Source organism: Streptomyces tirandamycinicus, assembly GCF_003097515.1.
In the GTDB taxonomy this organism is placed as follows: Bacteria; Actinomycetota; Actinomycetes; order Streptomycetales; family Streptomycetaceae; genus Streptomyces; species Streptomyces tirandamycinicus.
This window is the reverse complement of record NZ_CP029188.1, coordinates 2,499,320-2,523,266: the sequence shown is the minus strand read 5'-3', so window position 1 is coordinate 2,523,266 and position 23,947 is coordinate 2,499,320. Positions and strand designations below refer to the sequence as shown.

At 75.1% G+C, this 23,947-nt stretch carries 15 protein-coding genes; 10 read left to right on the top strand and 5 right to left on the bottom strand.

The window, feature by feature from the left end; genetic code table 11:
* Positions 1–51: 51 nt before the first annotated feature.
* Genes DDW44_RS11095 through DDW44_RS11080 form a run of 4 tightly spaced genes read left to right on the top strand, consistent with a single transcriptional unit; the run spans position 52 to position 7,185 of the window.
* Positions 52–1,167: a glycosyltransferase family 4 protein gene (locus tag DDW44_RS11095; RefSeq protein WP_108906320.1), complete on the top strand. Its 1,116-nt coding sequence runs from the start codon at positions 52–54 to the stop codon at positions 1,165–1,167.
* Positions 1,164–2,408 carry a glycosyltransferase gene (locus tag DDW44_RS11090; protein ID WP_108906319.1) on the top strand — a complete coding sequence of 415 codons (1,245 nt, stop codon included), beginning with the start codon at positions 1,164–1,166 and terminating at the stop codon, positions 2,406–2,408. Before DDW44_RS11095 ends, DDW44_RS11090 begins: the two co-directional genes overlap by 4 nt.
* Complete coding sequence (locus DDW44_RS11085; protein WP_425275631.1) at positions 2,405–3,586, top strand: SGNH/GDSL hydrolase family protein; 1,182 nt, start codon at positions 2,405–2,407, stop codon at positions 3,584–3,586. Before DDW44_RS11090 ends, DDW44_RS11085 begins: the two co-directional genes overlap by 4 nt.
* Positions 3,583–7,185 carry a hydantoinase B/oxoprolinase family protein gene (locus DDW44_RS11080; protein ID WP_108906318.1) on the top strand — a complete coding sequence of 1,201 codons (3,603 nt, stop codon included), beginning with the start codon at positions 3,583–3,585 and terminating at the stop codon, positions 7,183–7,185. Before DDW44_RS11085 ends, DDW44_RS11080 begins: the two co-directional genes overlap by 4 nt.
* A gap of 33 nt (positions 7,186–7,218) precedes the next feature.
* On the opposite strand, the gene DDW44_RS11075 is transcribed toward DDW44_RS11080, so the two are convergent.
* Genes DDW44_RS11075 through DDW44_RS11060 form a run of 4 tightly spaced genes read right to left on the bottom strand, consistent with a single transcriptional unit; the run spans position 7,219 to position 10,757 of the window.
* Positions 7,219–8,082 (bottom strand): 5-oxoprolinase subunit C family protein, encoded by an 864-nt coding sequence (locus DDW44_RS11075; RefSeq protein WP_108906317.1) that lies wholly within the window; start codon positions 8,080–8,082, stop codon positions 7,219–7,221.
* Positions 8,079–8,705, bottom strand: coding sequence for a 5-oxoprolinase subunit B family protein (locus DDW44_RS11070; protein ID WP_108906316.1), 627 nt, complete (start codon positions 8,703–8,705; stop codon positions 8,079–8,081). The genes DDW44_RS11075 and DDW44_RS11070 overlap by 4 nt, the downstream gene beginning before the upstream one ends.
* A complete protein-coding gene (locus DDW44_RS11065; protein WP_018892419.1) occupies positions 8,702–9,466 on the bottom strand; it encodes a LamB/YcsF family protein in 765 nt (254 codons plus the stop codon). The genes DDW44_RS11070 and DDW44_RS11065 overlap by 4 nt, the downstream gene beginning before the upstream one ends.
* Before the next feature lie 13 nt (positions 9,467–9,479).
* Positions 9,480–10,757, bottom strand: a complete 1,278-nt coding sequence (locus DDW44_RS11060) for an MFS transporter (protein WP_017949575.1) — start codon at positions 10,755–10,757, stop codon at positions 9,480–9,482.
* Positions 10,758–10,972: 215 nt separating this feature from the next.
* Here DDW44_RS11060 and DDW44_RS11055 point away from each other — a divergent pair, with 215 nt between their 5' ends.
* The 4 genes from DDW44_RS11055 (at position 10,973) to DDW44_RS11040 (ending at position 19,670) form a co-directional block, all read left to right on the top strand.
* The gene (locus DDW44_RS11055; RefSeq protein WP_108906315.1) at positions 10,973–11,689 is read left to right on the top strand and encodes a GntR family transcriptional regulator; all 717 of its coding nucleotides are present in this window, start codon (positions 10,973–10,975) and stop codon (positions 11,687–11,689) included.
* 161 nt (positions 11,690–11,850) lie between these two features.
* On the top strand, positions 11,851–13,377 hold the full coding sequence (locus DDW44_RS11050) for a hypothetical protein (protein WP_017949577.1): 1,527 nt from the start codon (positions 11,851–11,853) through the stop codon (positions 13,375–13,377).
* A 235-nt stretch (positions 13,378–13,612) separates the two neighbouring features.
* Positions 13,613–14,557 carry a hypothetical protein gene (locus DDW44_RS11045; RefSeq protein WP_017949578.1) on the top strand — a complete coding sequence of 315 codons (945 nt, stop codon included), beginning with the start codon at positions 13,613–13,615 and terminating at the stop codon, positions 14,555–14,557.
* A 160-nt stretch (positions 14,558–14,717) separates the two neighbouring features.
* Positions 14,718–19,670, top strand: coding sequence for a hypothetical protein (locus DDW44_RS11040; RefSeq protein WP_108906314.1), 4,953 nt, complete (start codon positions 14,718–14,720; stop codon positions 19,668–19,670).
* A gap of 97 nt (positions 19,671–19,767) precedes the next feature.
* Here the strand turns inward: DDW44_RS11040 and DDW44_RS11035 are convergent, their stop codons facing one another.
* The gene (locus DDW44_RS11035; RefSeq protein ID WP_108906313.1) at positions 19,768–20,181 is read right to left on the bottom strand and encodes a hypothetical protein; all 414 of its coding nucleotides are present in this window, start codon (positions 20,179–20,181) and stop codon (positions 19,768–19,770) included.
* Between the two features lie 456 nt (positions 20,182–20,637).
* Between DDW44_RS11035 and DDW44_RS11030 the strand changes: the two genes are divergently transcribed.
* Both DDW44_RS11030 and DDW44_RS11025 read left to right on the top strand, forming a co-directional pair.
* Entirely contained in the window at positions 20,638–23,505 is a 2,868-nt protein-coding gene (locus DDW44_RS11030) for a nitrate- and nitrite sensing domain-containing protein (RefSeq protein ID WP_108906312.1), read from the top strand.
* Positions 23,502–23,936: a roadblock/LC7 domain-containing protein gene (locus DDW44_RS11025; protein ID WP_017949582.1), complete on the top strand. Its 435-nt coding sequence runs from the start codon at positions 23,502–23,504 to the stop codon at positions 23,934–23,936. Before DDW44_RS11030 ends, DDW44_RS11025 begins: the two co-directional genes overlap by 4 nt.
* Positions 23,937–23,947: the final 11 nt, after the last annotated feature.

Genomic DNA, 23,947 nt, shown 5'->3' with positions numbered 1-23,947 from the left:
CGGAAAGATCCACGTTGGCCGCGCCACCCCCGGCGCGACGAGAACACGAGTATGCGTGTCGTCATCGTCACCGAATCCTTCCCGCCCGACGTCAACGGTGTGGCGCACTGCGCCCTGCAGACCGCCCGGCATCTCGCCGCACGCGGCCACGACCCCCTCGTCATCGCCCCGGCGGTGGCCGGACCCGACGCCGACGCCCCCTGCCCCGTGGTGCGCGTGCCGTCCCTGCCGCTGCCCGGCTACCCCCAGGTGCGGGTGGCCCTGCCCAGCCGGCGGCTGGCCGCGGCGCTCACCGCGCACCGGGCCGATGTCGTCCACCTGGCCAGCCCGTTCGTCCTCGGCGTGCGGGGCATGGGCGTCGCGGCGAAGCTCGGGCTGCCCGCCGTCGCCGTCTACCAGACCGACCTCGCCGGATACGCCCGCACCTACATGGGCGCCGGGGAGAGTACGGCCTGGCGGCGCATCCGCACCGTGCACACCGCCGCCGACCGCACCCTCGCGCCGTCCAGCGCCGCGGTCCGCGACCTGGAGCGGCACGGCGTTCCGCGGGTGCGGCTGTGGCCGCGCGGGGTGGACACCGAACGGTTCCGGCCCGGGCTGAGGGACGAGTCGCTGCGGCGCACCCTCGCCCCGGACGGCGAGGCGCTCGTCGGCTACGTCGGGCGGCTCGCGCCCGAGAAGTGCGTCGAGCTGCTCTCCGGGGTCTGCGCGCTGCCGGGCGTCAAGGTCGTCGTGGTGGGCGACGGGCCCAGCGGCGCCACGCTGCGGAGCTCCCTGCCGGGCGCGGTGTTCCTCGGCCGGCGCACCGGCGACGACCTGGCCAGGATCTTCGCGTCGCTCGACGTGTTCGCCCACACCGGACCGTACGAGACGTTCTGCCAGACCGTGCAGGAGGCGATGGCCAGCGGTCTGCCGGTCGTCGCGCCCGCGGCCGGCGGCCCGCTCGACCTCGTCGACCACGGCCGGACCGGGCTGCTCGTGCCGCCACACGACGCGGGCGAGGTGCGGGACGCGGTGGCGGCCCTGGTGGCCGACCCGGCGCGCCGGCAGGCGTACGGCCGGGCCGCCCGGGCCACCGTGCAGGACAGGACCTGGTCCGCCGTCGGCGACCGGCTCCTGGACCACTACGCGGAGGTGCTCCGGGAGCGCACGGCGGTGGCGGCATGAACGGGGAGGGCGGAGGGAGCGGGGCGTACCCGGTGGCCCGTGCCGGGGACCCGCAGTACGGGCGGAGGGCCCAGCGCGCGGGCGGCGCGGGCGGGCTGCGGATCGTGCGGCTCGCCAACTTCGTGACACCGTCCTCCGGCGGGCTGCGCACCGCGCTGCGCGAGCTGGGACGCGGCTATCTGGCCGCAGGCCACGAGCCGGTGCTCGTCGTCCCCGGCGACACCGAGAGCGACGAACACACCGATCAGGGACGGGTCGTCACCGTACCCGGGCCCGAACTGCCGGGCACCGGGGGATACCGGGTTCTCACCGGCCGGCCCCGGCTGCGCGGGCTGCTCGAGGAACTCGCCCCCGACCGGCTGGAGGTCTCCGACCGCACCACGCTGCGCTGGACCGGGGAGTGGGCGCGGCGCCGTCGCGTCCCCTCGGTCATGGTGTCCCACGAGACCGCCGACGGAGTGCTGCGCACCTGGGGCGTTCCCGGCGCGCTCGCCGAACGCGCCGCGGACCGGCTGAACAGGCGCACCGCCTGGTCGTACTCGCGGATCGTGTGCACCACGGAGTGGGCGGAGCGCGAGTTCGTCCGGATCGGCGCCCGGAACGTGGTGCGCGCACCCCTCGGCGTGGAACTCGACCGCTGCCGGCCGGGCCGCCGCAGCCGGGTCCTGCGGGCCCGCTACGCGCAGGGCGCCGACGTCCTGCTGGTGCTCTGCTCGCGGCTCTCCGTGGAGAAGCGCCCGGGCATGGCCCTGGACGCCCTCGCCGGGCTGCGCGGGAGCGGGGTGCGGGCGGCCCTCGTGGTGGCGGGGGAGGGCCCGCTGCGCGCGGGGCTGGTCCGGCGGGCGCGCGCCGAGCGGCTGCCGGTGCACTTCCTCGGCCACGTCGTCGACCGCGAGGCCCTGGCGGATCTCCAGGCCGCGGCGGACATCTGCCTGGCGCCCGGTCCCGCCGAAACGTTTGGGCTCTCCGCGCTGGAGGCGCTCGCCTGCGGCACACCGGTGGTGGCCAGCGCGTCCTCGGCCCTGCCCGAGATCGTCGGCGACGCGGGGGCCGCCGCGCACGACAGACCGGAAGCCTTCGCGGACGCGGTCCGGGAACTCCTGGCCCGCCCGGAGGGCCCGCGCCGCGCCGCCGCCCGCGCCCGAGCCGAACTCTTCGGCTGGGACCGCGCGGTCGCCGCCTTCCTCACCGCCCACGACGCCCCCGCCCGGATCCCGGGCCGCCCTAAGGCCGTGGCATGACCGTCGGTCCGGTACGGCCGTGCGACGGCGCGGCGACGGGTGCCGCGGGGGAAACGGGCGCCTCCGGCCGGGGAGACGGCGTGCCGGCCGGGGAGGCGGTGGCCGCGGTCCCGCCCCAGCCACTTGCGGCCCGCCGCGCCACCAAGCCCCCCGAGTTGTCCGAGCCGTCCGAGCCGTCCGAGCTGCCCGTTCCGCCCGAGCCGCCCAGGCTGTCCGAGCTGCCCGAGCCGTCCGAGGTGCCCGAGCTGCCCAGGCTGCCCGAGCCCTCTGAGCCGTCTGAGCCGTCCGGGCCGCCGTGGCCCACGGGCACGGCAGCCCTGCGCGTCCCCCGCTTCGCCGCCCTCGGGGACTCGCTCACCGAAGGCGTCGGCGACCCCGTCGAGGGGGTGTGGCGCGGCTGGGCCGCGCTGCTGGCACCGGGGCTCGGGACGACCCGGCAGCCCGCGGAGTTCCGCAACTTCGCGGTCAGCGGCGCGCTCGCCCGCGACGTGCACGAGTCCCAGACCCCCGCCGCGCTGGCGTACGCGCCGGACCTCGCCTCCGTGATCGTCGGTGTGAACGACACCCTCCGGCACGGCTTCGACATCCGGGACCTCGCCGTCCGCCTCGACAAGGTCTGCGCCGCGCTCAGCGCGAGCGGCAGCAGACTGCTGACGGCCTGCCTGCCGGACCCGGGCAGGATGCTCGCGCTGCCCGCACCGCTGGCCCGGCCGCTCGCGCGTCGGCAGCGCGCCGTGAACGCCGTCGTCCACGCGCTCTCCGAGCGGTACGCCGCCGTCCATCTGCATCTCGCCGACGACTGCTGGGTCGAGGACCGCACCCTGTGGAGCGCCGACCGGCTCCACCCCGGCGAACGGGGCCACCGGGCGATGGCCCGCCGGTTCCACGCACTGCTGGCCGCCGAGGGGCTCGCCCACGGCGCCGCGCCCGGCGGCGAGCCCGAGCAGCCCGTGCCCGGCCGCACGGCCAGGGCCGTGTGGCTGGCCACGGCCGGCACCGCCTGGGTGGCCCGCCGGTGCACCGATCTGCTGCCCCAGCTGCTGGGTCTGGCCGGCGCCGAGGTGCGGCACTGGGCCCGGGGCACCAGCGCCCGCCTCGACCACCTCGCCGAAAACTCCCTCTCCACCGCGCTCGCCTCGCTGTCCCCCGCCCCGCCGCTTGCCAGAATGGGGGAATGAGCGGGCGCTGGGAGTTCTGGATCGACCGTGGCGGGACGTTCACCGACATCGTGGGGAGACGCCCCGACGGCCGGCTCGTCACCCGCAAACTGCTGTCCCACAACCCCGAGCACTACGCCGACGCGGCCGTCGCCGGTATCCGGCTGCTGCTCGGCCTCGGCCCGGGGGAGCCCGTGCCCGCGGACCGTGTCGACGTCGTGAAGATGGGCACGACCGTGGCCACCAACGCGCTGCTGGAGCGCCGGGGCGAACCGACCGTCCTGCTGGTCACGGAGGGCTTCCGGGACGCGCTGCGCATCGCGTACCAGAACCGCCCCCGGCTGTTCGACCGCCACATCGTGCTGCCCGAGGCCGTCTACGACCGTGTCGTCGAGGTTCCCGAACGGGTCGGCGCCCGCGGCGAGGTGGTCCGGCCGCTGGACCTCGCGCCGGTGCGGGAGGAGCTGCGGCGGGCCCGCCGGGACGGATTCACGAGTGCGGCGGTCGTGTTCATGCACGGCTACCGCCACCCGGAGCACGAGTCGGCCGTCGCCGGCGCGGCGCGTGAGCTGGGTTTCACCCAGGTGAGCTGCTCGCACGAGGTCAGCCCGCTCATCAAGCTCGTACCCCGCGGCGACACCACCGTCGTGGACGCGTACCTCTCGCCGATCCTGCGCCGCTACGTCGACGAGGTCGCGAAGGAACTCCGGGCCGTCCGCCTGATGTTCATGCAGTCCAACGGCGGGCTGCGCGAGGCCGCCCACTTCCGGGGGAAGGACGCCGTGCTGTCCGGGCCCGCCGGAGGCGTCGTCGGCATGGCCCGCACCTCCGAGCAGGCCGGCTTCCGGCGGGTCATCGGCTTCGACATGGGCGGGACGTCGACCGATGTGTCCCACTACGCGGGGGAGTTCGAACGGGAGCTGGGCACCCAGGTCGCCGGTGTGCGGATGCGCGCGCCGATGATGAACATCCACACCGTCGCCGCCGGCGGCGGCTCGATCCTCCACTTCGACGGCCGGCGCTACCGTGTGGGCCCCGACTCGGCGGGCGCCGTGCCGGGCCCCGCCTGCTACCGGCGCGGCGGACCGCTCACCGTCACCGACGCCAATGTGATGCTCGGCAGGATCCAGCCGCGGCACTTCCCCGCCGTCTTCGGCCCCGACGGCGACCAGCCGCTCGACGCCGGTGCCGTACGGGACGGGTTCGGCCGGCTGGCCGAGGAGGTGCGCGAGGCCACGGGCACCGCACGCAGCCCGGAGGAGGTCGCGGCGGGCTTCCTCGAGATCGCGGTCCGCAACATGGCCAACGCCGTCCGGAAGATCTCCGTCCAGCGGGGGCACGACGTGACCCGCTACGCCCTGACCTGCTTCGGCGGCGCCGGCGGCCAGCACGCCTGCGCGGTCGCCGACGCGCTTGGCATCGACACCGTGATCGTGCCCCCGCTCGCCGGAGTGCTCTCCGCCTACGGCATCGGGCTGGCCGACGCCACCGCCATGCGCGAGCAGTCGGTGGAGGCGGAGCTGGGCGAGGGCACCATGAGCCGGGTGCGGGAGCTCTGCGGCGAACTGGCCGCGCGCACCCGTGCGGAGCTGCGGGAGGACGCCGTCCCCGACGCGTCGATCGCGACCCGCGCCCGGGTGCTCGTCCGCTACGCCGGCACGGACTCCTCGATGCCGGTGCCCCTCGGCACGGAGGCCGCCATCCGGGAGGCGTTCACCGCGGCCCACCGCGCACGGTACGCCTTCACCATGGACAAGCCGCTGGTCGTGGAGGCGGTGTCGGTGGAGGCCGTGGGTACGGCCGGGCCGCACGGGACCGTCGTCGTCGACGAGGCGACCGGCGGCGCGGTACCGCGGCGGGGAGAGACCGTGGGGATGTTCCTGGACGGCCGGCGCGTCGACGCCCCGCTGCTGAACCGCGAGGACCTCGCACCGGGCGACACCGTCGAAGGGCCCGCGATCGTCGCCGAGGCCGACGCCACCACCGTGGTCGACCCCGGCTGGCGGGCCGCCGTCGGCGAGGGAGGGCATCTGCTGCTCACCCGGGTGCGGCCGCGGCCCGGCCGTACCGCCGCGGGCACGGACGTCGACCCCGTGCTGCTGGAGGTCTTCAACAACCTCTTCATGGCGATCGCCGAGCAGATGGGCCTGCGGCTGGAGAACACCGCCCACTCGGTCAACATCAAGGAGCGGCTCGACTTCTCCTGCGCCCTCTTCGATGCCGACGGCAACCTCATCGCCAACGCGCCCCACATCCCGGTGCACCTGGGCTCGATGGGCGAGTCCATCAAGGAGGTGCTGCGCCGCAACGCGGGCGACCTGCGGCCCGGCGACGTGTACGCCATCAACGACCCGTACCACGGGGGCACCCACCTGCCCGACGTCACGGTCGTCACGCCGGTCTTCGACGAGGACGGCCGCCGGCTGCGCTTCCTCGTGGCCTCGCGGGGGCACCACGCCGAGATCGGCGGGATCACCCCGGGCTCGATGCCCGCGTTCAGCCGCACCATCGACGAGGAGGGGGTGCTGTTCGACAACTGGCTGCTCGTCAGGGACGGGCGGCTGCGCGAGGCCGAGACCCGGGAACTGCTCACCGGCGCCCGCCACCCGTCCCGCGACCCCGACACCAACCTCGCCGACCTGCGGGCGCAGATCGCCGCCAACGAGAAGGGGATCAGCGAACTGGGCCGGATGGTCGAGGAGTTCGGGCTCGACGTGGTGCAGGCCTACATGGGCCATGTGCGTGACAACGCCGAGGAGTCGGTGCGCCGCATCGTCGCCGCGCTCGGCGACGGCTCCTACCGCTACGAGACCGACGGCGGCGCCGTCATCGAGGTGACGCTGACGGTGGACCGTGAGGCCCGGGGGGCCGTCATCGACTTCACCGGCACGTCCGGGCAGCAGCCGGGCAACTTCAACGCCCCCAGGTCGGTGGTGCAGGCCGCCGTGCTGTACGTCTTCCGCACGCTGGTCGCCGACGACATCCCGCTCAACAGCGGCTGCCTGGAGCCGCTGGACGTACGCGTCCCGGACGGCTCGATGCTCGCCCCGGCCTACCCCGCGGCGACGGTGGCCGGGAACGTCGAGACCTCGCAGGCGGTGACCGGGGCCCTGTACGCGGCGCTCGGGGTGCAGGCGGAGGGCTCCGGCACCATGAACAACGTCACCTTCGGCAACGACCGCGTCCAGTACTACGAGACCGTGGCGAGCGGATCCGGCGCGGGCGACGGATTCCACGGCGCCGATGCCGTGCAGACCCACATGACCAACTCACGGCTCACCGACCCCGAGGTGCTGGAGTGGCGCTTCCCGGTACGGGTGGACGCCTTCTCGGTACGCGACGGAAGCGGTGGGGCGGGTTGCTGGCGGGGCGGATGCGGCGTCGTGCGCCGCATCCGCTTCCTGGAGCCGATGACCGTCGCCCTGCTGACCGGGCACCGGCGGGTGAGGCCCTACGGGATGGCCGGCGGCGAGCCCGGGGCGCCGGGGGCGAACGCCGTGGAGCGCGCCGACGGGACGGTCGAGCGACTGCGCGGGGTGGACTCGGTGGAGGTCGGTCCCGGAGACGTCCTGGTCGTACGCACACCGGGTGGCGGCGGCTACGGGCGCCCGGGCGGCTGACCCCGCACGGGGCCGGGACGCAACCCCCGGCGCTCACCGGATGGGAACGAACCGCACCGGTGTGCCCGGGACCGCCTGGGCCGCCGCGGCGAGGTCGCTCTCGCGGACGACGGCCACCACCGGATAGCCGCCGGTGGTGGGGTGGTCGGCGAGGAACACCACGGGCCTGCCGTCCGGGGGGACCTGCACGGCGCCCAGCACCATGCCCTCGCTGGGCAGTTCGCCGTGCACGGCCCGCTCCAGCTCCGGCCCCTCCGTCCGCAGTCCGATGCGGTTGCCGGCCGCCGACACCCGGTAGCCGCCGGTGGCCAGGGTCCGGCGGGCGGCCTCGGTGAACCAGTCGTGACGCGGGCCGAACCGCACCCGCAGCACCAGCTCGGACGGCGGAGCGGGCCAGGGTGCCCCGTCCACCCGGGCGGCCTCACCGGCGGGCCGGCCCAGCGGGAGGACGTCGCCGCCGGAGAGCGGTGCGGGCCCCAGACCGGAGAGCAGATCCGTCGAGCGGCTGCCCAGTACCGGCTCGGGCACGAGGCCCCCGGCGAATCCCAGATAGCTCCGCACACCGCGGACCGCCGCGCCCACCTCAAGCAGCTCCCCGGCCCCGACCCGTACCGGCGCACCCCAGGCCACGGGCCGTCCTCCGGCCCGCAGCGGGCAGGGTGCGCCACCCACCGCCACGGTGACGTCACGGCTCGGCCGTACCGCGCAGCCGGTGAGCGTGGTCTCCAGCGCCGCCGCGTCCTCGTCGTTGCCGACGAGCCGGTTGACCAGCCGCAGCGCGGACGGGTCCAGCGCGCCGGAGCGCGGCACGCCGAGGTGCGCGTACCCGGGGCGGCCGAGGTCCTGAACGGTCGTCAGCGCCCCGGCCCGCACCACGAGCAGGGCCGGATCGGTCACCGTCCGGCCTCCGCTCGGGGCACGAACCGGACCCGGGCCCCGGGGGCGAGGAGCGCCGCCGGCTCCCTCGCGGCGTTCCACAGGACCGCGTCGGTGGTTCCGATCAGCTGCCAGCCGCCGGGCGAGGTACGCGGATAGACGCCCGTGTACGTCCCCGCCAGGGCGACGGCCCCGGCGGGCACCGCCGTCCGCGGTGTGGCCCGCCGCGGCACCGCGAACTCCGCGCCGAGCCCGGTGAGATAGGCGAAGCCCGGGGCGAAGCCGCAGAAGGCGACGCGGAACTCGGTGGCGGAGTGCACGGCCGCGACCTCGGCGGGCGGGACGCCCCACCGGTCGGCGACCTCGGCGAGGTCCGGGCCGTCGTAGCGCACGGGTATCTCGGTCACCGTAGCGCTGCCCGCGGTGAGCGGCGGGACGGCCCACCGGGGGAGCTCGACGGCCAGCCGATCCGGTTCCTCGACGCCGTCGAGGAGGACGGTGCACGCCGCCGGGACGATCTCCCGCACCGGGGGCAGCGTGCCCGCGGCGCGGCGGCGCAGCAGCTCGGCGTGGAGCGCCCCGGCCTCCTCGGCGCCGGCGAGTTCCACCAGCAGCGCCCGCTCGCCGACGGGCAGCAGCCTCATACGAAGGCCTCCACCCGGATCCCCGACTCCTCCAGCCGTCCTCGCACCCGCCGGGCGAGCTCGACCGCTCCCGCGGTGTCGCCGTGCAGGCAGAGCGAGCGCGCCCGGACCCCGACCGGCCGGCCGCAGTGCGAGGTGACGACCCCGAACCGGGCCATGGCCACCGAGCGTTCGACCACCGCGTCCGGGTCGGTGAGCACGGAGCCCTCCCGTCCCCGTGGCACCAGGGTGCCGTCCTGCTCGTACGCCCGGTCCGCGAACGCCTCGGCGACGACCGGCAGTCCGGCCTGCCCGGCCGCCGCGTGGAGCGCCGAGCCGGGAAGTCCCAGCAGCGGCAGCCGCTCGCCGGTCAGCAGCACCCCCTCGACCACGGCCTCGGCCTGCCGCTCGTCGTGGACGACGCGGTTGTAGAGCGCCCCGTGCGGTTTGACGTACGACACCCGGGTACCGGCGGCACGTGCGAAGACCTCCAGTGCGCCGATCTGGTAGGCCACTTCGGCGGCCAGCTCGTCGGCGGGGACGTCCATGGAGCGCCGGCCGAAGCCGGCCAGGTCGCGGTAGGACACCTGGGCGCCGATCCGCACCCCCCGCTCGGCCGCCAGGGCGCACACCCGGCGCATGGTCACCGCGTCGCCGGCGTGGAACCCGCAGGCCACATTGGCGCTGGTGACCACGGAGAGCAGCTCCTCGTCGTCGGTCAGGCGCCACCGGCCGAAGCCCTCGCCGAGGTCGGCGTTGAGGTCGATCGAGGCCCGGGTCATCGGGCGGCTCCTCTCATACGAGCTCCCGGCCGCGGGTCTCCGGCAGTCCCAGCAGCGCCACGACGGCCAGTCCGTAGCCCAGCGCGCCGAAGACCAGGGCGCCGCCGACGCCCCAGCTCCCGGCCAGGAACCCGACCAGGGTGGGGAAGAACGCCCCCACCGCACGGCCGGTGTTGTACGTGAAGCCCTGGCCGGTGCCGCGCACCGCCGTCGGGTACAGCTCGGCCAGGAACGAGCCGAAGCCGCTGAAGATGGCCGACATGCAGAACCCGAGCGGGAACCCCAGCACGAGCAGCATCCCGTCGGCCCCCGGGGGGATGTTCGTGTACGCCAGGATGCAGCCCGCGGAGAGCGCGGCGAACAGGGCGATGTTCCTCTTCCGGCCGAGTACGTCCGTGAGGTACCCGCCGGTCAGATAGCCGATGAAGGCGCCGGATATGAGGAGCGCGAGATAGCCGCCGGTGCCGACGACCGTGAGGCCCCGCTCCGACTTGAGGTACGTCGGCACCCAGGTCGCCAGCGTGTAGTAGCCGCCCTGGACGCCCGTGGACAGCAGTACCGCGAAGACCGTCGTACGGCACAGGCCCTTGCGGAATATCGCGGTGAACGATCCCCGGTCGCGGCTCGCCCTGCGCTGCTCCGCGGCCTCGGGGGCGTCCGTCACGTTCCGGCGGACGTACACGACGAGCAGGGCCGGCAGCGCGCCCGTCCAGAACATGACACGCCACGCCGTGTCGGGGTCGAGGAACTGGAAGACCAGCGTGTAGACGATCACGGCCAGGGCCCAGCCGACGGCCCATGCGCTCTGGATCGCGCCCAGCGTGCGGCCCCGGTTCGCGGCCGTGGCGTACTCGGCGACGAGGATCGCGCCGACGGCCCACTCGCCGCCGAAACCGAGGCCCTGGAGTGCCCGGAACACCAGCAGCGTCTCGTAGTTGGGCGCGAAGCCGCACAGCACGGTGAACAGGGCGTAGGTGACCACGGTGATCATCAGGGCCCGGACCCGGCCTATGCGGTCGGCGAGGATCCCGGCGAGCGCTCCGCCCACCGCGGAGACGACCAGCGTGACGGTGGTGAGCAGGCCGGTCCGGCCGCTGTCCAGGCCGAAGTAGGCGGCGATGGCCACCATGCCGAGCGGCAGCGTGAAGAAGTCGTAGGAGTCCAGCGCATAGCCGCCGAACGCGCCGCCGAAGGCCCGGCGGCCCCGTGGCCCCAGGGCGCGCAGCCAGCCGAACGCTCCTCCTTCCTGCGGCAGTTCGCCCTTCTCGGGCTGGGTTTCGGTGGTACTCATCGGCACCTCGCAGAGGGGGGAGGGGACGCGGCCGGGTGGTGATGCCGGGTGACGTGCTGATCCTGCGGCGTGACGCCCGGCACACCGTAGGGGATTGTTCAACGATCCGACAAGAGTCTTGTCGTCCCGGCCGGAGTGGACTGTGCTTCTACGATGGGCGCCGGACGCCGACGGGGCGGCCGGGGACAGCGCGGAGCGGACAGGGGGCGGGTGCGGTGGGTGCGACGGGGTCCGGGCTCGGTGAACTGGCCGGTGACCGGGGGCTGCTGGGGCGTACGAGCACGGCGGAGCGGGTCGCGGACATCCTGCGTACCCGGATCGCGGACGGCTTCTTCCGGCCGGGGGCACGGCTCTCGGAGGACGGCATCGGCGGGGCGCTCGGCGTCTCCCGCAACACGCTGCGCGAGGCCTTCCGGCTGCTGACGCACGAGCGGCTGCTGGTGCACGAGCTCAACCGCGGGGTGTTCGTCCGGTTCCTCACGGTGGACGACGTGGAGGACATCTACCGCACCCGCCGGCTGGTCGAGTGCGCCGTCGTCCGCGGGCTCGGCGCACCGCCGTTCGCGCTCGACGGGCTGCTCACCGCGGTGCTCGGCGGTGAGCGGTCGGCCCGGGACCGGCACTGGCCGGGCGTGGCCACCGCCAACATCCACTTCCACCGCGAACTGGTCGCGCTCGCCCGCAGTGCCCGCACCGACGAGCTGATGCGCGGCGTCCTCGCCGAGCTCCGCCTGGTGTTCCACGTGGTGGACGACCCCCGCGGCCTCCATGAGCCGTACCTCATACGAAACCGGGAGATTCTGGAGGCGCTCGAGGCGGGCAGGTGCGGCACGGCGGAGCGGCTCCTCGCCGACTACCTCGACGACTCCCGCGCCCGGCTCGTCGAGGTGTACGGAGGGCTGGTGCCGGACCGGGGAGCGGCCGGGCGCTGAGCGCCGGTGTGTCCGCGTGGAGCGCTGGGCCGCGAGCGCCGCGTACCGGGGGCCGCGTCAAGCGCCGGTGTGTCCGCGTCGAGGACCGGTGCGCCCGCGCCGAGCGCGGGGTTTCTGCGCCGTTTCGACCGGTGTCGGTGCGAGGACCTAGTCTGTGCACCGTGACTTCGCCCGCCTCGACGGACACCGTTCCGCCCCAGCTCAGCGCGGGGCCGCGCCCCGCACAGGGCCCGGCCGCCGACGAAGGGCTCGCGCGGCGGCTCCGCGCGCTCGCGTGCACCGCGCCGCTGCACGACCTGGACGCCCGCAAGGCCAACCTCGCGGGCGAGTACTCGGTCTACGCGATGGCCGAGGTCGCCCTCGCCGCCATCGACCTCGTCACGCTCAACATGGACTTCGACACCGGCGCCGACCACGAGCAGATAGTGGCCAGGCTGCTGCCGCGCATCGCGGCCCAGGCACCGCGGCGCCCCGCCGCCGAGCACGAGCGAGTGGCGCGCTGGGTGCTGGAGAACCTGATCAACGTCGGCAGCGTCGACCGCGGCTTCCGCGCGGTGTACGGCACTTTCGGCCCGGACGGCGCATATGTCCGGCGGGACTACGACTTCAAACTCATCGAAGAGGTCCCCGGCTACGGCGGGAGCGTCTATCTGCGCACCACGGACGAGGCGGTGAACGTCCTCGTCGGCGCCCTCGACACGGACGTCACCAGCGCGCAGATCGCCGCGGAGGTGAAGCTGGAGGTGCTGATCAGCCGCGGCCGGCTCGCCGACGCCCAGCTCGCGGCCGAGCAGGCCCGCTACCGGACCGTGCAGTACGCGGAGACGCTGCGCAGAACGCTCGAGGCCACCCGGCGCGATGTGCGCGCCGTCGACTGGCTCAACTCCGTGCCCGACATGATCACCGAGGCGCTCGACCACGTCGCCGACCGCTACCGCCACGAGAACGCGATCCTCACCAACATCCGCAAGGCGCGGGACGAGGCCGAGGACCCGGAGCACAAGCGCCGCGCGGCCGAGCTCGTCGACATCGTCAAGGACTGCATCCGCCGCCACACCCAGCTGCAGTCCAGGCTGCTGGAGGCCGGCCCGCTCTTCCGCGCCGAGCAGGACCGTCAGGCGTTCGCGGCGCCCGCCGCCCGCTCCGGCGTCGATCTGTACGGCCAGCTCGTCGCACCGCTGCTGCCCCTGCCCGTCGAACAGGCCATCCACGTCACCGACGCGTACTTCTCACGCGGCACGGGACTGCGCACCCCCGCGTCGGTCCGCGTCGCGGACCTCGTCGACATGCTGCTCAGCCCGCCCGTGGAGCGCGAGCACCTGGGCGCCGAGCTGCCCGAGCCCGATCTGATCGCGACCCCCGACGACAGCCGCTTCAGCGAGGAGCAACTGGCGCACGCCATGGAGCTGCTGGACCTGGAGCACGACGCACCGCGCCGGCTCTCCGGTCTTCTCGCCGACGCCCGCCGTCTCGATCCGGACCTGCCGTACCTCGTCGCCCTCCTCGCCGTCCACGCGGCCAGCCCCCCGGTCGGCACGGCCTACCGCCAGGGCGAGGAGCGGCTGCTCTTCGCCGTCGACGACGGCACCGAGCTGGACGATCCCGAGTTCGGCGGCGCCGACCTGATCGTGGGCACCGCCCTGCTGGACGCGGCGGGCATGGCCGCCGACCGCACGGAGGCGGCGTGACGCCGCGGCCGGGGCCCGCCCCCGGTGCGCCGGCGGTGCCTTGCCCGCACGTTCGGCGGCCACGGCGGTCACGGCCGGCAGCCGCCCGGACCGCCCGCACGGCGTGCCCCGCAGCGCACGAGAGCGCCCGCCCCCGCACGGAAGTGCCGTACGCCCGGACGGAAGTGCCGTACCCCCGCAGGGAAGTGCCCTGCCGCACGGAACCGCCGCACCCCCGCACAGAGGAGCACCACCCGTGAGCGACCAGCACGCAGAGCACGCCGGGCCCCGGCGTGAGGCGGACGTGCCGCTCGGGCCGCCGCCCGGGCCGGTCTCAGGGCCGTTCCCAGGGCCGGTGTCCGCGTCCACCGGCCCCACCCCCGCCGACGCTGCCGACGCCGCGCGACTCGTCTCCTTCGGGCTGCAGCCCAAACTGCCGCCCTCGCGCGACACCGAGTACGCCGAGCTGCTGCGCCGCTACCGCGAGGAGCCCGCCTTCGCCCGCCTCGCCGACGCCGTCGCCACCGGGCTCGGCCTGATCGTCCTCGAGGTGTCGCCCCGTGCCGGCATGGCCGTGGCCGCCGCCGAGGACTCGGTCTTCGCCGTCCGCATGGGCGACTACGCCCGGCGGGCCTCCGCCGACTCGGCCGACCGGTTCCTCCACGGCCTCGCCCATCTCGCCGTCGCGGCGCTGGCGTTCCCCCGGCCCGAGGACCTCGCCGACGACGGCTACATCGGCCGGATCACCGTCAACGGCGTCGACGCCTTCGTGCGGCAGGCCTGCCGCCGCCTGGAGGAGCGCGCCGAGGAGCAGGGGGAGAACACCGACCCGGCCTCCGAGTCGCCCGGCCTCGAAGCCGCATGGCGCGTCTACGCGCGGCGCAGTGCCACCGGAGCCACCAAGGACGCCCGCCGTCTCGCCGGCTCCACCACCGGGATCATCGCCAAGGCGGTCGCCTTCCTCACCGACTCCGGATTCCTGCAGCGCACCGGCGACGACTCCGGCGGCGCGTACCGGACGACCGCCCGCTACCAGCTGCAGGTCCGCGACATGGCGGGCAGCGCCGCCCTGGCGGAGCTGCTGGAACTCGGCGTCGTCCCGGTCACCGACGGATCCGCCACGCTGGTGCCCGCGCCCGACGCCGACGCCCTGGAGCCGCCGGCCGGCGCCGGACTTCCCTTCCACTCCTTGCACTCCTGACCCCGCGGGCAGCGACCCCCGCCCGCGGGCCCTCTCCCCCCGTCCCACCCGTCCCCCCGTCCCCTGTCTCCCCCGTCCCCCGCCCCCGCCCCCAGCGTCCACCCCGCCCCCACCGTCCACCCCGCCTCACCTACGCCGAGAACGACGAGAGTCCGCCGCCATGTACGAGCTGTCCCGGGTACGCCTCTACTCCATCGGGCCCGCCGGTGCGCGCTACGCCGACACCGTGCTGGACCTGCGCGGAGTCGGCGCGCCCGTGCCCGACCCGGCCCCGAAGCAGGCCGAGTTCTTCGAGGAGGAGCCGGCCGGTCCGCCCCGCCGGCCGGCCCCCGCGGGCGTGCTCTTCCTGGAGAACGGCGGCGGCAAGTCCGTCCTCCTCAAACTGATCTTCTCGGTGATGCTGCCCGGCCACCGGAACACCCTCGGCGGCGCCAGCTCCGGCGTACTGCGCAAGTTCCTCCTCGCCGACGACTGCGGCCATGTCGCCCTGGAGTGGCAGCACACCCTCACCGGTGAGCTGGTGGTGGTCGGCAAGGCCAGCGAGTGGCGCGGCCGCCAGGTCTCCAGCGACCCCCGGAAGTTCGCCGAGGCCTGGTACTCCTTCCGGCCCGGGCCCGGCCTCAGCCTGGACTCGCTGCCGGTGGCCGAGTCCACCCCCGTCCGGCCGCCCGCCGAGGGCGCCTCCGGCGCCCGGGGCCGCCGTCGCACCATGAAGGGGTTCCGCGACGCCATCACCGAGGCGGGCAAGGCGTACCCGCATCTCGAGGTGTACTGGGAGGAGATCCACGACCGCTGGAACGAGCACCTCGGCGACCTGGGCCTCGATCCCGAACTCTTCCGGTACCAGCGGGAGATGAACGCGGACGAGGGAGAAGCCGCCGGCCTGTTCGCGGTCAAGAAGGACTCCGACTTCACGGACCTGCTGCTGCGCGCCGTCACCGACACCCGCGACACCGACGGGCTCGCCGACCTCGTCAGCGGCTTCGGCAACAAGCTGGGCCGCCGCGCCGAACTCATCGCCGAACGGGACTTCACCGCCGGCTCGGCCGACCTCCTCGGCCGCATCGTGGCGGCCGCGGACGCCCGGACCAGGGCGCGCGACATCCATCTCGGAGCCGAGCGCCGCACCCGTACGCTCGCGCGCCGGCTCTCCGCCAGGGCGGCCGAGGAGCGCGCCCGGGCCGCCGAACTCGCCCAGCAGGTCACCGCCGCCGCGCACACCGTCACCGAGGCGGAGCGGTCCCGCGGCCACAGCTCCCTCGTGGCTGCCGAACTGGCCTACCGGCACGCCTCCCTGGCCCTCACCGCCGCTGAGCGGGCCGCCGCCGCCCAGCGGCGCGAACTGACCGACGCACGCACCCTCTACTCGGCCTGGCAGGCCGCCGAGGCGGTGCTCCGCCACCGCGCCGCGGCGGACCGCTCCGCGCGTGTGGCCGCCGCCATCCGCGACGCCGAGCGGGACGCCGCGCCGGCGCTCGCGGCCCGCGCGAGGGCCGCCGCCGACCTCGTGCGCGCCCTCCACTCCGCCGCCGACGACGGCGAGCGCCTGGCCAACCAGGAGGAGGAGCGTTCCGCCGCTCTCCAGGAGGCCGGCGAGGCCGCCCACCGCGACGCCACCGCCGCCGCCACCGACGCACAGCGGGCGCGCAGCGAGGCGGACCATCTGCGCCAGCGCCTCGCCGAGGTCGAAGAGGAGACCGCGGAGGCCGTCCGCGCCGGCTGGCTCGACGACACCGCGCCCGACGCCGATCCCGCGCGGGCCGCCCTCGCCGCCAGCGACGCCGAGAAGGCCGCCGTCGCCGCCTGGGACGCGGCACGCGAGACGGCCCGCTCGGCCGCGGAGCGCGCCCGGGAGACCGGGGCCGCCGAGACCCGGGCCGAACTGGCCGCGGCCCGTGCCGCGGACGCCGCCCAGGCGGCAGCCCGCGCCCACGAGGCCGAGCGGCTCGCCGCGGCCTCCATCGCCGAGTCCGACCGCCTCGCCGCACTGCTCAGCCTGCCGGCGCCCGCCGGCCGGCCGGGAGTCCCGGTACCCCGGCGCGAGCCGTCCGCCGAAGCAGCCGCACCCGGCCCGGCGGGCACCCGGACGGCAATCCCGGCCCAGGCGGCCGGCTCCGGCGGCGGCCCGGCGGGGACCGGGAGCGGCGGCCCGGCCGAGACCGGGGGCGGCGGCCCGGCGGACACCGCATCCGCGCGGACAGCGGGGGCCGAGCGCCAGGGCGGCGTGCGGCCCGAGCACGACGCCGAAGACCCCCTCACCGCGGAGGAGTTCGACCGCTGCGCCGACGAACTGCGCGAGCTGCTCGACCAGGGCGTCACGGCCGCCGAACGCCAGCTGTTCGACCTGAGGACCGCGGCCGCGGACGACTCCCGCATCCTCGGAGCTCTCGGCGACGGCGGTCTGCTGCCCCCCGGCCCCGACGTCCTCGCGACCGTCGAGTTCCTCGGCGAGCACGGCATCCCCGCGCTCCCCGGCTGGCGCTACCTCGCCCAGGCCGTCGCCCCGGCCGACCACGCCGCCGTGCTCGCCGCACGGCCGGAGCTCGTCGACGGTGTCGTCATCACCGACCCCGTGTCCTACGCCCGCGCCCGCGAGGTGCTGACCGGGGCGGCCCTGCTGCCGCGTTCCGCCGTCGCCGTCGGCACCGCGGCCGCCCTGCTCGCCCCCGTACCGGACCCGGCAGGCGGCACGGACACCGGCGTGTTCCTCGTGCCGCCGAACCCGGCCATGCACGACGAGCACGCCGCGGACGCGGAGCGCCAGGAGCTGCGGACCCGGGCCGCGGCGCGGGACGAGGACATCAGGACCCTCGCGGCCCGGCTGGCGGGTGACCGCGCCCTCGCCGCCCGTATCGGATCCTGGCGCGCCGACTGCCCACCCGGCATGCTCGCCGAGCTCGCCCGGGCCGCGCACACCGCCCGGGAGGCGGCCGAGGCGGCCGAGGCGGTCCTCGCCGAGGCCCGCACCGCCCGGGCCGAGGCCGAGGAGGCCGCCGCCGACAGCGCCCGGGTGCGCGACGAGCGGCAGGACGCGGCCCAGCGGGCCCGCCGCGCCGCCGACGCGCTCGCCGGGCTGGCCTTCCGGCTCCGCGAGCGCGCCGGCTGGCAGGCGAAACTGCGTGAACTCGCCGACGAGGCCGCCGAGTCCGACGCCCGCGCCGCCTCGTGTCTGGAACGCGCGAGAGCCGCGGACCAGGACCGCCGGGCCGCCCAGCGCGCCGCGGACGACGCCCGGCGCACCGCACGCGCCCTCCGAGCGGAGCGTGCCGAGATCGCGGGCGCCCCCGAGCGGCTGCCCGAACCCGACGAGACCCCCGGCACCCCGCGACCCTCGCTGCCGGCCCTGCGGGAGGCGTACCGCGCCGCGTCCCAGCTGTACGAGAAGGTCGGCGTCGGCGCCGACCTCCGCGCCGAACAGGCCCGCGCCGAGAGCGACGAGAGCGCCGCACTCGCCGAGCTCGACCGGCTCACCAACAAGGTCCGCACCCGCGCCGCCCAGTTGCTGGAGGGCACCGACGGCGCGGACGGCCCCTCCCGTCAGGCCGCCGCGGCCCGCGCCGAGGCACAGGTGCAGATGCTGGAGACCCGCGCCTCCGAGGCCAGCGAGAAGCTCGGCCGGCTGCGCGGCGAGGCCGAGCGCCTCGCACCCGTCGACGGCGACGCGCACACCGGACTTCCCGGGGAGCTGGAGCCCTCGGACGCCCAGCACGCCCAGGCGCTGCTGCGAACCGCCACCGGCGAACTGGCGGCCCTTACCGAGGAGCTGGACGCCGCCCGGGCGAGACACGCCGAACTGCTGCGCGCGCACCGCGCCGCCGAGGACGCGGTGAGCGGCTTCGGCGAGACGGCGGCCCTCCTGCGCGACCTGCTCAGGGACCACGCCGAAGAGGACCAGGAGGAGCCCGAGCCGTACCCGGGGGACCTCGAGGAGGCCAGGCACTCCGCGGCCGAGGCCCGTCGCTCCCTGCGCGGCTGCGCGGCCGATCTGTCCGCCGCCGAGGCGGCCGTGCGCGAGGCGAGCGACGTGCTCGTGCGGCACGCCAACTCCACCCGCTACGAGGCGGTGCGCACGCCGGCCCGCCTGCAGATCCGCGAACTGCCGGCGTCCGCCCTGCCGGAGCACGCGGCGCGCTGGGCCGAGGCGTTCGCGCCCCGGCTGCGCGTCCTCACCGACGAACTGGCCCAACTGGAGCGCAACCGCGACTCCATCGTGGACCGCCTGCGCGGACTGGTGGAGTCCGCCCTCACCACGCTCCGCTCCGCGCAGCGGCTCTCCCGGCTGCCCGAGGGCCTGGGGGAGTGGTCGGGGCAGGAGTTCCTGCGGATCCGCTTCGAGGAGCCCGACCAGGCGACGCTGGTCGAGCGGCTCGGCGAGGTCGTCGACGAGGCCACCCGCGCCGCGGTGCGGAAGAACTCGGACCTGAGCCGGGACGGCATGTCGCTGCTGCTGCGCGCCGTCCGGGCGGCCCTCGAACCGAAGGGCGTGGCCGTCGAGATCCTCAAGCCGGACGCGGTGCTGCGCGCCGAGCGGGTACCGGTCGGTCAGATGGGCGACGTCTTCTCCGGCGGCCAGCTGCTCACCGCGGCGATCGCGCTCTACTGCACCATGGCCGCGCTCCGCAGCAACGACCGGGGCCGGGACAAGCACCGGCATGCCGGGACGCTGTTCCTGGACAACCCCATCGGCCGGGCCAACGCCACCTACCTGCTGGAGCTGCAGCGCGCCGTGTCGGACGCCCTGGGAGTGCAGCTGCTCTACACCACGGGCCTGTTCGACACCACCGCCCTCGCGGAGTTCCCGCTGGTCATCAGGCTCCGCAACGACGCGGACCTGAGGGCGGGCCTGAAGTACATCAGCGTCGAGGAGCATCTGCGCCCGGGTCTGCCCCAGCAGCGCACCGACGGCGAGACCGTGCACGGGGAGATCAGCGCGACGCGGATGTTCCGGCGGGCCACCGACGAGCCGGCACCGGCTCCGGCACCCGTCGGGACCGGGGCCACGCCCCTCCGGAACCGGGCCACATCCACCGAGCCCGGGAACGGGTCCACCCGGACGGGGCCCGGGCAGGGGACGGAGCAGGAGGTCGAGACGGACGCCGAGACGGACACCTAGTCGGATACCGAGACGGACACCGACACCCACACTCACACCGGGACAGGGAGGGCGGCGGGGACCCGCTCACCGAGACGGCCTCAGGACTGAGACAACCTCAGGCCTGGGACAGCCTCCCCGAACCCCTTCGCCCTATCCGCGCGGACTCGCGCGCCTCGGCGCGGGCGGTCCGCCGGGCCTGCCGCCGCTCACGCCGCAGCCGGCGCGCCGTGCTGCTCGGCACCGACACCACACCGTTCCGCTGGTTCCACACCTGGCGCGTCACCCACACGTCCAGCACGGCCCAGGTCGCGCCGACCGTGCTCGCCACGCTGCTCAGCACCATGGGGAACGCCAGCCACGATCCCGTCACGGTGAAGAAGAAGGCCATCAACGCCTGGGTCATCGTCACCGCCGTCACGATCACGGCACGCACGGCCGCCGTGCGCACCGGGTCGGGCAGCCGCCGTCGCCCCACCGGCTCCTCGACCCAGAGTCCCCGTGGCACTTCCGTCCGGTCCGCCGTCTCCATGGTCTGTGCTCCGTCCCCGCGAATGTCCGCCTGCAGGGTTGGCTACCCGCTTCCGGTACGCGCACGCCGGCGCGCCCGTAGGCCGATTCCCCCGCAACTCCTGTTCCCCGTACACAGGGACGAACGGACGTCGCGGAAGATTCCCCCTGGAGCAGGGATTTCCGGTCATACGTCCGGGAAGGGTTTGCGGCGTCCCGCCGGTGTCGTCGGCCACAGTCCCGAGTGCCAAGTCCGCGAATACCGGGACAACTCCTGATCAACGGCTCGACGCGCGGCCGAAAAACGTCCGGACGAGTCTTCGAGTTGTCACTCCGTCAGTAGTAGGCTCGCGCCGTTTGCTGACGCAGGGAGACAAGACCTGGGGCAACTCGGCACCTCTCACGCCAGACAGCGGCACCACGCACCAAGCGGACATCACCACCCGCGCCGTCCGCGCGGGTCGAGCTGGGGGAGGCCATGCGCTTTCGCGGGAAGTCCATCCGCCGGAAGATCGTGGCGTTGCTGCTCGTGCCGCTCGTCTCCCTGACCGCGCTGTGGGGGTTCGCGACCGCACTGACCGGCCGTGAGGCGAAGCAACTGCTGGACGCCGGCTACATCTTCGAGAAGGTCGGCCTCCCTCTCGAGGACACCGTCCGGGTGATCCAGAAGGAACGCCGCCAGACCCTGGTGTACCTGGCCGACCCCCGCGCCGCCGACTCCCTGGTCGCCCTGCAAGGCCAGCGCTCCCAGACCGACCGGGCAGTGGCCGAAATCCGGTCCAGCGCACAGGACTCCGAGGTCAGGAGCTCCCTCAGCCCGGACGCGTCGCGGCGCCTCGACCGGCTCCTCGACGCGCTCGACGGGCTGGGCTCCCTGCGCCGCAACGTCGAGCAGAGCGCCATCACCCGTGCCCAGGCACTGGAGTTCTACAACCGTCTCGTCGACCCCTGCTACGGCTTCCTCGCCTCTCTGAACGGTTTGGAGAGCGTCGAACTCGAGAGGCAGGGGCGGGCCCTGGTGGGTGTGGTGCGCGCCCGCGAACTGCTGTCCCGCGAGGACGCCCTCGTGACCTCGGCGCTGGTCGCGGGCAAGGTCACCGCGCAGGAGATCCGCGCCGTGACCGACCTCGTCGCCAACCGCAAGCTCCTGTACGAGGTCAACCTCGAGGTGCTGCCCGCGTCCGAGCGCGAGATCGTCGAGCGGTACTGGGGCAGTCACGACACCCAGCCCCTCCGCGAGGCCGAGGAGCGGCTGCTCGTCCAGGGCGCCACGGACGAGCCGCGTGTCGTGGGCGCCGACCGGTGGCAGCAGCTGGCCGGGCCGGTCCTGGAGGATCTGGCCCGCCAGTCCAGCGAGGCCGGCGACCGCTACCAGGACCGGGTGAAGCCCGCCGCGTACGCCGTTCTCGTCAAGGCGGGCATCGCCGGAGTCCTCGGCTTCCTGGCCCTTCTCGTCTCCGTCGTCGTCTCCGTGCGCATCGGCCGCGACCTCGCGCGGGCGCTGTCCCGGCTGCGCAAGGAGGCCCACGAGGTCTCCGGTGTCCGCCTCCCCAGCGTGATGCGCCGGCTCGCCGCGGGCGAGAACGTCGACGTGGAGACCGAGGCGCCGCACCTGGAGTACGACAAGGACGAGATCGGCCAGGTCGGCCAGGCGCTCAACACCCTCCAGCGGGCAGCCGTCGAGGCCGCCGTCAAGCAGGCCGACATGCGCCGTGGGGTCTCCGAGGTCTTCGTGAACCTCGCCCGCCGCAACCAGGTCCTGCTCCACCGCCAGCTCACCCTCCTCGACACGATGGAGCGCCGCACCGAGGACGCGGAGGAACTGGCGGACCTGTTCCGGCTGGACCACCTCACCACCCGGATGCGCCGGCACGCGGAGGGCCTGGTGATCCTCTCCGGCTCCGCCCCCTCCCGGCAGTGGCGCAAGCCGATCCAGCTCATGGACGTCGTACGGGCCGCCGTCGCCGAGGTCGAGGACTACGAGCGGATCGAGGTCCGGCGGCTGGCGCGGGTGGGCGTGGCCGGTCCCGCGGTCTCCGACCTCACCCATCTCATCGCCGAACTGCTGGAGAACGCCACGGTGTTCTCGCCCCCGCACACCGGTGTGCAGGTGCACGGCGAGCGGGTCGCCAACGGCTTCACCCTGGAGATCCACGACCGGGGCCTCGGGATGGCCCCCGAGGCACTGCTCGACGCCAACCTCCGGCTGGCGGAGACACCCGAGTTCGAGCTCTCCGACACCGACAGGCTCGGTCTCTTCGTCGTCAGCCGCCTCGCACAACGGCAGAACGTGCGGGTCTCCCTGCAGCAGTCGCCGTACGGGGGGACCACCGCGGTGGTCTTCGTCCCGGCGGCGCTGCTCACCGACGCCCCCGACTCCGAGGGCACCGGTTTCCGGCTTGACCGCAAGCGCTCCCCGGGCGCCCGCGACGGCTCCCGCCGCCACTCCGAGGGAGGCCGGCTGGAGGCCCTCTCGCAGATCCCCGCGGCCTACACGGGTCCGGCGGTGCTCGACGGCCCCGTCGAACTCGAGGCGCCCGTCGGCAGTCTGGGGTTCGAGGACCGGCCGGCGCTGGGCGGCCGGAACGACCGTATCGACACGGCCGAACCGATCGGCGACGCTGCGGCGGGCATCGAGGACACCGAGGGCGGGCGCGGCGGGCCGTTCCGGGCCCGGGACTTCCTGCGCACCCCGGACGTGCAGCACCAGCAGGCCTCCGACCTGGCGCCGGAACGTTCCGGGAAGAACGGGCGGCCCTCGTCCGGGCGTCCGGTTCCCCTGCCGCGCCGCAAGCCGCCGACGCTGGTCGCGGACAACGGCCGCCGGGTCGACGGACGGGGCCGCGCGCACCCCCTGCCCGGACCTCCCGGTGACGAGCCGGATCCTCCCGGCACGAGCCCGGACTGCACCGACGCGGCCCCCGCGGCGGGCCCGTCCTCCGGTCCGGTGCGGCTCCCGCTGCGGGGCAAACCCGCCCGCCGGACCGGCGGTCCCGGGCGGAGCGGCGGCACGACCCGGCAGGCGGACGACGCGGGGGACGGCGGCGTGGCGAGCACCGCGCGACCGGCCCGCGGCCCCTCGGGACCGACGGTCGGCGGACTGCCCCGGCGGGTCCGCCAGGCCAGCCTCGCACCGCAGTTGCGCGAGGCCGCCGACGCCCGGGCCGCCGGCCGGGGCACCGCGGCGGAGGACGCCGCGGACTTCGAACGTGACGCGGAACAGGTCCGCGACCGCATGGCCTCGCTGCAGCGTGGCTGGCAGCGCGGGCGCCGCCAGAACGCAGCCGACGCAGGCGACGCAGGCGAGACAGCACCAGGAACGACACCGGAGGGGGACGGTCGATGACCGCACCGAACGCCGCAGCAACCGACAGGGCCAAGGACGGAGAGCTCAACTGGCTCCTCGACGAACTGGTCGAGCGCGTCGGTTCCATCCGCAAGGCCCTCGTCCTCTCCGGCGACGGCCTGGCCACCGGCGCTTCCAAGGACCTCACCCGTGAGGACGGGGAACACCTCGCCGCCGTGGCGTCCGGGTTCCACAGCCTCGCCAAGGGCGTGGGCCGCCACTTCGACGCGGGCCGGGTACGCCAGACCGTCGTCGAGCTCGAGGACGCCTTCCTCTTCGTCACCGCCGCGGGCGACGGCAGCTGCCTGGCCGTGCTGTCCGACGCCGACTCGGACGTCGGGCTGGTCGCCTACGAGATGACGCTGATGGTCAAGCGCGTCGGCGCCCACCTCGCGACGGCACCCCGGGCCGGGCTCGCCGCCGGAGGGTGAGTGGACGGGCC

Coding starts and splice junctions, on each gene's coding strand:
- DDW44_RS11085 (WP_425275631.1), top strand. CDS start 2,405: ATGACCGTCGGTCCGGTACGGCCGTGCGACGGCGCGGCGACGGGTGCC.
- DDW44_RS11040 (WP_108906314.1), top strand. CDS start 14,718: ATGTACGAGCTGTCCCGGGTACGCCTCTACTCCATCGGGCCCGCCGGT.
- DDW44_RS11095 (WP_108906320.1), top strand. CDS start 52: ATGCGTGTCGTCATCGTCACCGAATCCTTCCCGCCCGACGTCAACGGT.
- DDW44_RS11035 (WP_108906313.1), bottom strand. CDS start 20,181: ATGGAGACGGCGGACCGGACGGAAGTGCCACGGGGACTCTGGGTCGAG.
- DDW44_RS11060 (WP_017949575.1), bottom strand. CDS start 10,757: ATGAGTACCACCGAAACCCAGCCCGAGAAGGGCGAACTGCCGCAGGAA.
- DDW44_RS11090 (WP_108906319.1), top strand. CDS start 1,164: ATGAACGGGGAGGGCGGAGGGAGCGGGGCGTACCCGGTGGCCCGTGCC.
- DDW44_RS11030 (WP_108906312.1), top strand. CDS start 20,638: ATGCGCTTTCGCGGGAAGTCCATCCGCCGGAAGATCGTGGCGTTGCTG.
- DDW44_RS11080 (WP_108906318.1), top strand. CDS start 3,583: ATGAGCGGGCGCTGGGAGTTCTGGATCGACCGTGGCGGGACGTTCACC.
- DDW44_RS11025 (WP_017949582.1), top strand. CDS start 23,502: ATGACCGCACCGAACGCCGCAGCAACCGACAGGGCCAAGGACGGAGAG.
- DDW44_RS11070 (WP_108906316.1), bottom strand. CDS start 8,705: ATGAGGCTGCTGCCCGTCGGCGAGCGGGCGCTGCTGGTGGAACTCGCC.
- DDW44_RS11065 (WP_018892419.1), bottom strand. CDS start 9,466: ATGACCCGGGCCTCGATCGACCTCAACGCCGACCTCGGCGAGGGCTTC.